The sequence below is a fragment of the Pseudomonas sp. CCNWLW23 genome, assembly GCF_037095675.1.
GTDB classification, from domain to species: Bacteria; Pseudomonadota; Gammaproteobacteria; order Pseudomonadales; family Pseudomonadaceae; genus Aquipseudomonas; species Aquipseudomonas atacamensis.
Window position 1 is genome coordinate 68,741 of sequence record NZ_JBAWKM010000026.1, and the last position, 7,859, is coordinate 76,599.

Sequence of the window (7,859 nt, forward strand, 5' to 3'; positions counted from 1 at the left end):
CATCCGTGACCAGCAGCAATCGCATTCTTCTCGGCGTGAACATCGACCACGTCGCCACCCTGCGTCAGGCCCGTGGCACGCGCTACCCGGATCCGGTCAAGGCGGCGCTGGATGCAGAAGAGGCGGGCGCCGATGGCATCACCGTGCACCTGCGCGAAGACCGCCGGCACATCCAGGAGCGCGACGTGTTGCTGCTCAAGGATGTGCTGCAAACCCGCATGAACTTCGAAATGGGCGTCACCGAAGAAATGATGGCGTTCGCCGAGCGCATTCGCCCGGCGCACATCTGCCTGGTCCCGGAAACCCGTCAGGAGCTGACCACCGAAGGCGGTCTGGATGTAGCGGGGCAGGAGGAGCGCATCAGGGCTGCGGTCGAGCGCTTGTCGAAAATCGGCAGCGAAGTGTCGCTGTTCATCGATGCTGACGAGCGGCAGATTGCGGCTTCCAAGCGCGTCGGTGCGCCGGCTATCGAGCTGCACACCGGTCGTTACGCCGATGCCGAAACCCCGACTGAAGTGGCCGAGGAATTGAAGCGTGTGGCGGATGGCGTTGCGTTTGGTCTGGCTCAAGGCTTGATCGTTAACGCCGGGCATGGCCTGCATTACCACAACGTTGAAGCCGTGGCTGCGATCAAAGGCATCAATGAGCTGAACATCGGCCACGCGCTGGTGGCGCATGCGTTGTTCGTTGGCTTCAAGTCTGCCGTATCGGAAATGAAAGCGCTGATTCTGGCTGCTGCCAAATCCTGAGCAGCTACACAAAACCCCTGTGGGAGCGAGCCTGCTCGCGAAAACGATGTATCAGTCAAAGATTATGTCGACTGACACGACGCTTTCGCGAGCAGGCTCGCTCCCACAGTTGGATTTGAGGTGTGGGTTAAAGCGGGGCAGGTTCTTGCGCGGGTTTCGACTTGTCGATCGCCGGCACATGCAGGTTGCCTTCAGCCACCTGATCGCCTTCAAGCTGCGGCTGGGTCACCCAGGTCAGGATGTCGTAGTAGCGACGGATGTTCGCTACGAAGTGCACTGGCTCGCCGCCACGGGCGTAACCGTAACGGGTCTTGCTGTACCACTGTTTCTGCGACAGACGCGGCAGGATCTTTTTCACGTCCAGCCACTTGTCCGGATTCAAGCCTTCCTTCGCCGCCAGTTTGCGCGCGTCATCCAGATGGCCGCTGCCGACGTTGTACGCCGCCAGGGCGAACCAGGTGCGATCCGGTTCCTGGATCGAATCGTCCAGCTGATCCTTCATATAAGCCAGGTACTTGGCGCCGCCCATGATGCTCTGCTTGGGGTCGAGGCGGTTGGACACGCCCATCGCCTGCGCGGTGTTCTGGGTCAGCATCATCAGACCGCGCACGCCGGTTTTCGAGGTCACCGTCGGCTGCCACAGGGATTCCTGATAACCGATGGCGGCCAGCAGGCGCCAGTCGACTTTCTCTTTCTTCGCGTAGTTCTTGAAGTGCTGTTCGTATTTCGGCAGGCGCTGCTGCAAGTGCTGGGCGAAGGTGGTGGCGCCCATGTAGCCAAGCACATCGACATGGCCGTAATAGCGGTCCTTCAGGCGTTGCAGGGTGCCGTTCTTCTGCACCTTGTCCAGATAGGCGTTGATTTCATTGAGCAGGCTGTTGTCTTCGCCCGGGCCGACCGCCCAGCTCTGACTGCGCGCGTCGCCGAGGTCGAAGGCCACGCGGATGTTGGTGAAGTACACCTGATTCATCGCCACTTCGTTGGAGTCGACCAGTGTCAGGTCGATCTGGCCCTCATCGACCATGCGCAGCAGATCGACCACTTCAACCGCGTCGGATTCTTCGTATTCGATGCCGGGATATTTCTGTTTCAGCGCGGCCAGTTGTTCGGCGTGGGTGCTGCCCTTGAGCACGGTGATCTTCTTGCCGACCAGATCCGCCGGATCGGTGGGGCGCGACTGGCCGTTGCGGTAGATGATCTGCGGGGTGACTTCGAGGTAGGAGTGGGAGAACCGCACCTGCTTCTTGCGTTCATCGCTGCTGACCAGACCGGCGGCCGCGAGTACCGGGCCGTTCGGCTTGCCGACCTGGTTGAACAGGTCATCGAGGTTGTCGGCGGTCTCGATCTTCAATTCGACGCCCAAATCGTCGGCGAAGCGCTTCACCAGCTCGTATTCGAAGCCGGTTTCACCGCTGCGATCCTGAAAGTAGGTGGCGGGGCTGTTGCGGGTAACCACGCGCAGCACACCGTCCTCCTTTACGCGCTCGAGTGTGTTGGGTTTATCAACACAGCCACCGAGCATCAGGAAGAGTCCGGTTGCGATCAGCCATTTGGCGTATCGCGGACGCAAAGCCGTTGGGAAAAACATCTGCGCAGTATACGCAAACGGCCACGGGCGCCATATCTCGACAGCGTAGGACTAGTCTGCTAGCGATCACAAAATCGAACGAAATCCCTTGAATACGGGCCTTCAGGGCATTTTGTTACAGTAAAAAAAAGCCATGCTGAAACGCTCGATTTACCTGACCCCGAAGGCAGAAACACAGATTGCTACCCGAGTGCAACCGTGCGTAGCGTTTCGGGTGATGTTGAGGTCGGTTTAGGCTAGAATGCACGGCCTCAAAGCACACCCCTTCCCGAGGCTGTCCCGAAGATGTTGATCCTGCGCGGCGCTCCTGCCCTTTCTGCCTTTCGCCACAGCAAACTCCTTGAGCAACTGAGCCAGAAGGTTCCAGCTGTCAGTGGCCTGTATGCTGAATTCGCTCACTTCGCCGAAGTCACCGGCGTCCTGACCGGCGACGAACAGCAGGTGCTAGCGCGCCTTCTGAAGTACGGCCCAAGTGTTCCGGTTCAAGAGCCTACCGGCCGTCTGTTTCTGGTGTTGCCGCGTTTCGGCACCATCTCGCCGTGGTCGAGCAAGGCCAGCGACATCGCCCGCAACTGCGGCCTGAGCAAGATCCAGCGCCTGGAACGCGGTATCGCCTTCTATGTTGCAGGGCAGTTCAGCGAAGCCGAAGCCCAGCTGATTTCGGACGCGCTGCATGACCGCATGACCCAGATCGTGCTGGCCAACCTCGAGCAGGCCGCCGGTCTGTTCAGCCATGCCGAGCCGAAGCCGCTGACGGCCATCGACATCCTCGGTGGCGGCCGCGCCGCGCTGGAAAAGGCCAACACCGAGCTGGGCCTGGCCCTGGCCGAAGACGAGATCGACTATCTGGTCAACGCCTTCAACGGTCTGAAGCGCAACCCGCACGACATCGAATTGATGATGTTCGCCCAGGCCAACTCCGAGCACTGCCGCCACAAGATCTTCAACGCCAGTTGGGACATTGACGGCCAGAGCCAGGAAAAAAGCCTGTTCGGCATGATCAAGAACACCTATCAGATGCACAGCGAAGGCGTGCTGTCCGCTTACAAGGACAACGCTTCGGTGATCGTCGGCAACGTCGCCGGCCGCTTCTTCCCGAACCCTGAAACCCGCCAGTACGGCGCGGTGCAGGAGCCGGTGCACATTCTGATGAAGGTTGAAACCCACAACCACCCGACCGCGATTGCGCCGTTCCCGGGCGCATCCACCGGTTCCGGTGGCGAGATCCGTGACGAAGGTGCAACCGGTCGCGGCGCCAAGCCAAAGGCTGGCCTGACCGGTTTCACCGTATCGAACCTGCAGATCCCTGGCTTCGAACAGCCGTGGGAAGTGCCGTACGGCAAGCCTGAGCGCATCGTCACCGCGCTGGACATCATGATCGAAGGCCCGCTCGGCGGCGCTGCGTTCAACAACGAATTCGGTCGTCCGGCGCTGACCGGCTATTTCCGTACCTTCGAACAGTCGATCACCACTCCGCACGGTGACGAAGTGCGTGGTTACCACAAGCCGATCATGCTCGCTGGCGGCATGGGCAACATCCGCGAAGAACACGTCAAGAAGGGCGAGATCGTCGTCGGCTCCAAGCTGATCGTGCTCGGCGGCCCGGCGATGTTGATCGGTCTCGGTGGCGGCGCGGCTTCGTCGATGGCCACCGGCACCAGCTCGGCGGATCTGGATTTTGCTTCCGTGCAGCGTGAAAACCCTGAAATGGAGCGTCGCTGCCAGGAAGTCATCGACCGTTGCTGGCAACTGGGCGACAAGAACCCGATCAGCTTCATCCACGACGTCGGCGCGGGCGGTCTGTCCAACGCCTTCCCGGAACTGGTCAACGACGGCGACCGCGGTGGCCGTTTCGAACTGCGCAACATCCCTAATGACGAGCCGGGCATGGCCCCGCACGAAATCTGGTCGAACGAATCCCAGGAACGTTACGTGCTGGCAGTCGGCCCGGAAGACTTCGAGCGCTTCCAGGCGATCTGCGAACGCGAGCGTTGCCCGTTTGCCGTAGTCGGGGAAGCGACTGCCGAACCGCAACTGACCGTAACCGACAGCCATTTCGGCAACAACCCGGTGGACATGCCGCTGGAAGTGTTGCTGGGCAAGGCGCCGCGCATGCACCGTTCGGTGGTTCGCGAAGCCGAGCTGGGCGATGACTTCGATCCGTCGAACCTCGACATCAGCGAGTCCATCGAGCGCGTTCTGCATCATCCGGCCGTGGCCAGCAAAAGCTTCCTGATCACCATCGGCGACCGCACCATCACTGGCCTCGTTGCCCGTGACCAGATGGTTGGCCCGTGGCAAGTGCCGGTGGCCGACGTTGCCGTCACCGCCACCAGTTTCGACGTCTACACCGGTGAAGCGATGGCGATGGGCGAGCGTACTCCGCTGGCTCTGCTGGACGCGCCGGCCTCGGGCCGCATGGCCATCGGCGAAACCATCACCAACATTGCCGCCTCGCGCATCAACAAGCTCTCCGACATCAAACTGTCGGCGAACTGGATGTCGGCGGCCGGCCACCCGGGCGAAGACGCGCGTCTGTACGACACCGTGAAAGCGGTCGGCATGGAGCTGTGCCCTGAGCTGGGCATCACCATTCCGGTGGGCAAGGACTCGATGTCCATGGCCACGCGCTGGAACGACAACGGCGAAGACAAGACCGTCACCTCGCCGATGTCGCTGATCGTTACCGGTTTCGCGCCAGTGGCTGACATCCGTCAGACCCTGACCCCGGAACTGCGCATGGACAAGGGCACCACCGACCTGATCCTGATCGACCTCGGTCGCGGCCAGAACCGCATGGGTGCATCGATCCTCGCGCAAGTCCACGGCAAGCTCGGCAAGCATGCGCCGGACGTCGATGACGCCGAAGACCTGAAAGCCTTCTTCGCGGTGATCCAGGGCCTCAATGCCGACGGTCACCTGCTGGCCTACCACGACCGTTCCGACGGTGGTCTGCTGACCTCCGTGGTGGAAATGGCCTTCGCCGGCCACTGCGGTCTGAGCCTGAACCTGGACAGCGTTGCCGAATCCGCTTCGGAAATCGCCGCGATCCTGTTCAACGAAGAACTCGGTGCGGTGATCCAGGTTCGCCAGGACGCCACCCCGGACATCCTCGCGCAATTCAGCGCCGCCGGTCTGGGCGACTGCGTGTCGGTGATCGGTCAGCCGATCAACAATGGCCAGATCAACATCACCTTCAACGGTGACACCGTGTTCGAAGGCCAGCGTCGTCTGCTGCAACGTCAGTGGGCCGAGACCAGCTACCAGATACAGCGTCTGCGCGACAACGCCGACTGCGCCGAGCAGGAATTCGACGCGCTGCTGGAAGAAGACAACCCGGGCCTGAGCGTCAAGCTCAGCTACGACGTCAATCAGGACATCGCCGCGCCTTACATCAAGAAAGGCATCCGTCCACAGGTTGCCGTGCTGCGTGAGCAGGGCGTCAACGGTCAGGTGGAAATGGCCGCCGCGTTCGACCGTGCCGGCTTCAGCGCGATCGACGTGCACATGAGCGACATCCTCGCCGGTCGTGTCGACCTCAACGAGTTCAAAGGCCTGGTGGCCTGCGGTGGTTTCTCCTACGGCGACGTGCTCGGCGCCGGTGAAGGCTGGGCCAAGTCGGCGCTGTTCAACAGCCGCGCCCGCGATGCGTTCCAGGGCTTCTTCGAGCGTAACGACAGCTTCACGCTGGGCGTGTGCAACGGTTGCCAGATGATGTCCAACCTGCACGAGCTGATCCCGGGCAGCGAGTTCTGGCCGCACTTCGTGCGCAACCGCTCCGAGCAGTTCGAAGCGCGGGTGGCGATGGTGCAGATCCAGGAATCGAACTCGATCTTCCTGCAGGGCATGGCCGGTTCGCGCATGCCGATCGCTATCGCCCACGGTGAAGGTCATGCCGAGTTCGCCAGCGAAGAAGCACTGCTGGAAGCCGATCTGTCCGGTTGCGTGGCGATGCGTTTTGTCGACAACCACGGCAAGGTCACCGAAGCCTATCCGGCCAACCCGAACGGCTCGCCGCGCGGGATCACCGGCCTCACCAGCCGTGACGGCCGTGTGACGATCATGATGCCGCACCCGGAGCGTGTGTTCCGTGCGGTGCAGAACTCGTGGCGTTCGGAAGACTGGAACGAAGACGCTCCGTGGATGCGCATGTTCCGTAATGCGCGCGTCTGGGTGAACTAAGACCTGTGTACAAGCTGGCGTTTTTTGTTCCTGACAGTCATGTCGAGGTGGTCAAAGGGGCTGTGTTCGCTGCCGGTGGTGGGCGGATCGGTGACTATGACCACTGTGCGTGGCAGGTGCTTGGCTCTGGCCAGTTTCGACCGTTGGACGGCAGTCAGCCGTTTATTGGTCAGGCGGGGCAGGTCGAGCGGGTTAAGGAATGGAAGGTTGAGCTTGTCGTTGCGGATGACTTGATTGTTGCTGTTGTGGCGGCGTTGAAGCTCAGTCATCCGTATGAGACGCCGGCTTATGAGGTGTGGCGGCTGGAGGATTTCTGATCTTCTTGGCTGCTTGAACGGGAAACCCGCAGATGAGTGATTGTCTGCGGGTTTTTTGTTGCCGCTGATTTTTGGGCGGGCGCATTTTCACTGTGGGAGCGAGCCTGCTCGCGAAGGCGCCCCTACAGGCGAGCATGCTGGCTGATTGGGTGAATATCCGTTGCTTCGGGTGTGGCGGCTGGCGGTTTCGCCCTTACGGCGACTCACTTTTTTTACAAACGCCTAAAAAAAGTAAGCAAAAAAACGCTTGCTCCTACGTTCGGCCCTCGCAGGCTCGGGTTCCTTCGCTCCGGGACTGATCCGGGCGCAGCGGCTACGGTTTGCTTCGCTGCACCTCCTTCCGCTGTGTCTGGCTGCGCCAGACGGTCGCTGCGCTCCCACCCCCGGATCAATCCCTCCACTCAGCCTTCCGACGTCGCCGGTGGATCAAGATCAAGAGCAGGCGAGCTGACACTCGGCCTATTGAGTGGTGAAAAGCGTGTGTGTCCGGCTTTTGATTTGTGTTGTTGCTGCCCCTCACCCCAGCCCTCTCCCGAGGGAGAGGGGGCCGATTTTGTGTGGTTTGCAAATCCTGAGTTCAACTCGGACTTTCACGTCGGCGTACCTCGCCTGAACAACTCGGTCAGTCCCCTCTCCCTCTGGGAGAGGGCTAGGGTGAGGGTGGCGATCTGGAGTGTGTTTAAAGCGGTATCTGAGTTCGCAGAACCTTCCCACAAGGTTTTCAGGTTGTCCGTCGGACGTGCGATCTCTAGTCTTTTCCCGTCGCTGCGAATCAGCGATCGGGAGTGAGATCCCCGGATAGCTTGCAACTGGCGCCAGCACCACGATAATTGGCGCCAGCTCAATCTGCTGCCTGCTTTATGGCGGCTGTGTGCGGGCAGACTTCGGTCTGGCCGGTTGCCTGCTCCGGTGGATCTCACCTCGCACATAGCTGCCACCTATTCGCCGCGTGAGATCCGGCGATCGATGGCTGCCCATCAGCATCAGCAGGAGAAGCATTTTGGATAAGATCGTCCCCGACCC

4 protein-coding genes are annotated in these 7,859 nt (G+C 61.0%); 3 read left to right on the forward strand and 1 reads right to left on the reverse strand.

The features are described from left to right. The first annotated feature begins 5 nt into the window (after positions 1–5). Positions 6–749: a pyridoxine 5'-phosphate synthase gene (pdxJ, locus tag V8J63_RS24915; RefSeq protein WP_076566005.1), complete on the forward strand. Its 744-nt coding sequence runs from the start codon at positions 6–8 to the stop codon at positions 747–749. A 127-nt stretch (positions 750–876) separates the two neighbouring features. Here the strand turns inward: pdxJ and mltF are convergent, their stop codons facing one another. Next, positions 877–2,337: a membrane-bound lytic murein transglycosylase MltF gene (gene mltF / locus V8J63_RS24920; RefSeq protein WP_081932530.1), complete on the reverse strand. Its 1,461-nt coding sequence runs from the start codon at positions 2,335–2,337 to the stop codon at positions 877–879. A 285-nt stretch (positions 2,338–2,622) separates the two neighbouring features. Between mltF and purL the strand changes: the two genes are divergently transcribed. After that, a complete protein-coding gene (gene purL, locus V8J63_RS24925) occupies positions 2,623–6,519 on the forward strand; it encodes a phosphoribosylformylglycinamidine synthase (protein WP_024011705.1) in 3,897 nt (1,298 codons plus the stop codon). Between the two features lie 5 nt (positions 6,520–6,524). Continuing rightward, complete coding sequence (locus tag V8J63_RS24930; RefSeq protein WP_130888120.1) at positions 6,525–6,836, forward strand: Nif3-like dinuclear metal center hexameric protein; 312 nt, start codon at positions 6,525–6,527, stop codon at positions 6,834–6,836. Positions 6,837–7,859 lie beyond the last annotated feature (1,023 nt).

What these genes read in the sequence shown, in the direction of transcription:
- mltF (WP_081932530.1), bottom strand. Translation starts at nt 2,337, where the DNA reads ATGTTTTTCCCAACGGCTTTGCGTCCGCGATACGCCAAATGGCTGATC.
- purL (WP_024011705.1), top strand. Translation starts at nt 2,623, where the DNA reads ATGTTGATCCTGCGCGGCGCTCCTGCCCTTTCTGCCTTTCGCCACAGC.